A 276-nucleotide genomic window follows, 5' to 3' on the forward strand; every position below is an offset into this window, starting at 1 on the left:
GTGATGCTGTTGCTGACTGCCGCGTGGCCTTGATAGACGTCATTGGACACGGCGCCGGTGGCGGTACCGGAGCTTTGGCCGACCGGGATGGTGATGGTCTGGCCGTTGGCCAAGGCCACCACTACAGCCGAGCCTGTAACTGGGGCGGTGACGGTTGCGGTGTATACGACGGTGCCGCCTTCGGCCACAGATGGCGTGGCGGTTAGCGTGACGGTAGAGGTGTCGATGGTGTCACTGACGGTGGTGACTGCCGCTGTACTGTTGATCGCCAGGTTT

1 protein-coding gene is annotated in these 276 nt (G+C 62.7%); it reads right to left on the reverse strand.

Annotated features, from left to right (window positions below; genetic code table 11):
• On the reverse strand, positions 1-276 hold a 276-nt coding region (locus tag HU738_RS25825; protein WP_367616192.1), incomplete at both ends, for an immunoglobulin-like domain-containing protein.

It is taken from the genome of Pseudomonas vlassakiae, assembly GCF_014269035.2.
GTDB classification, from domain to species: Bacteria; Pseudomonadota; Gammaproteobacteria; order Pseudomonadales; family Pseudomonadaceae; genus Aquipseudomonas; species Aquipseudomonas vlassakiae.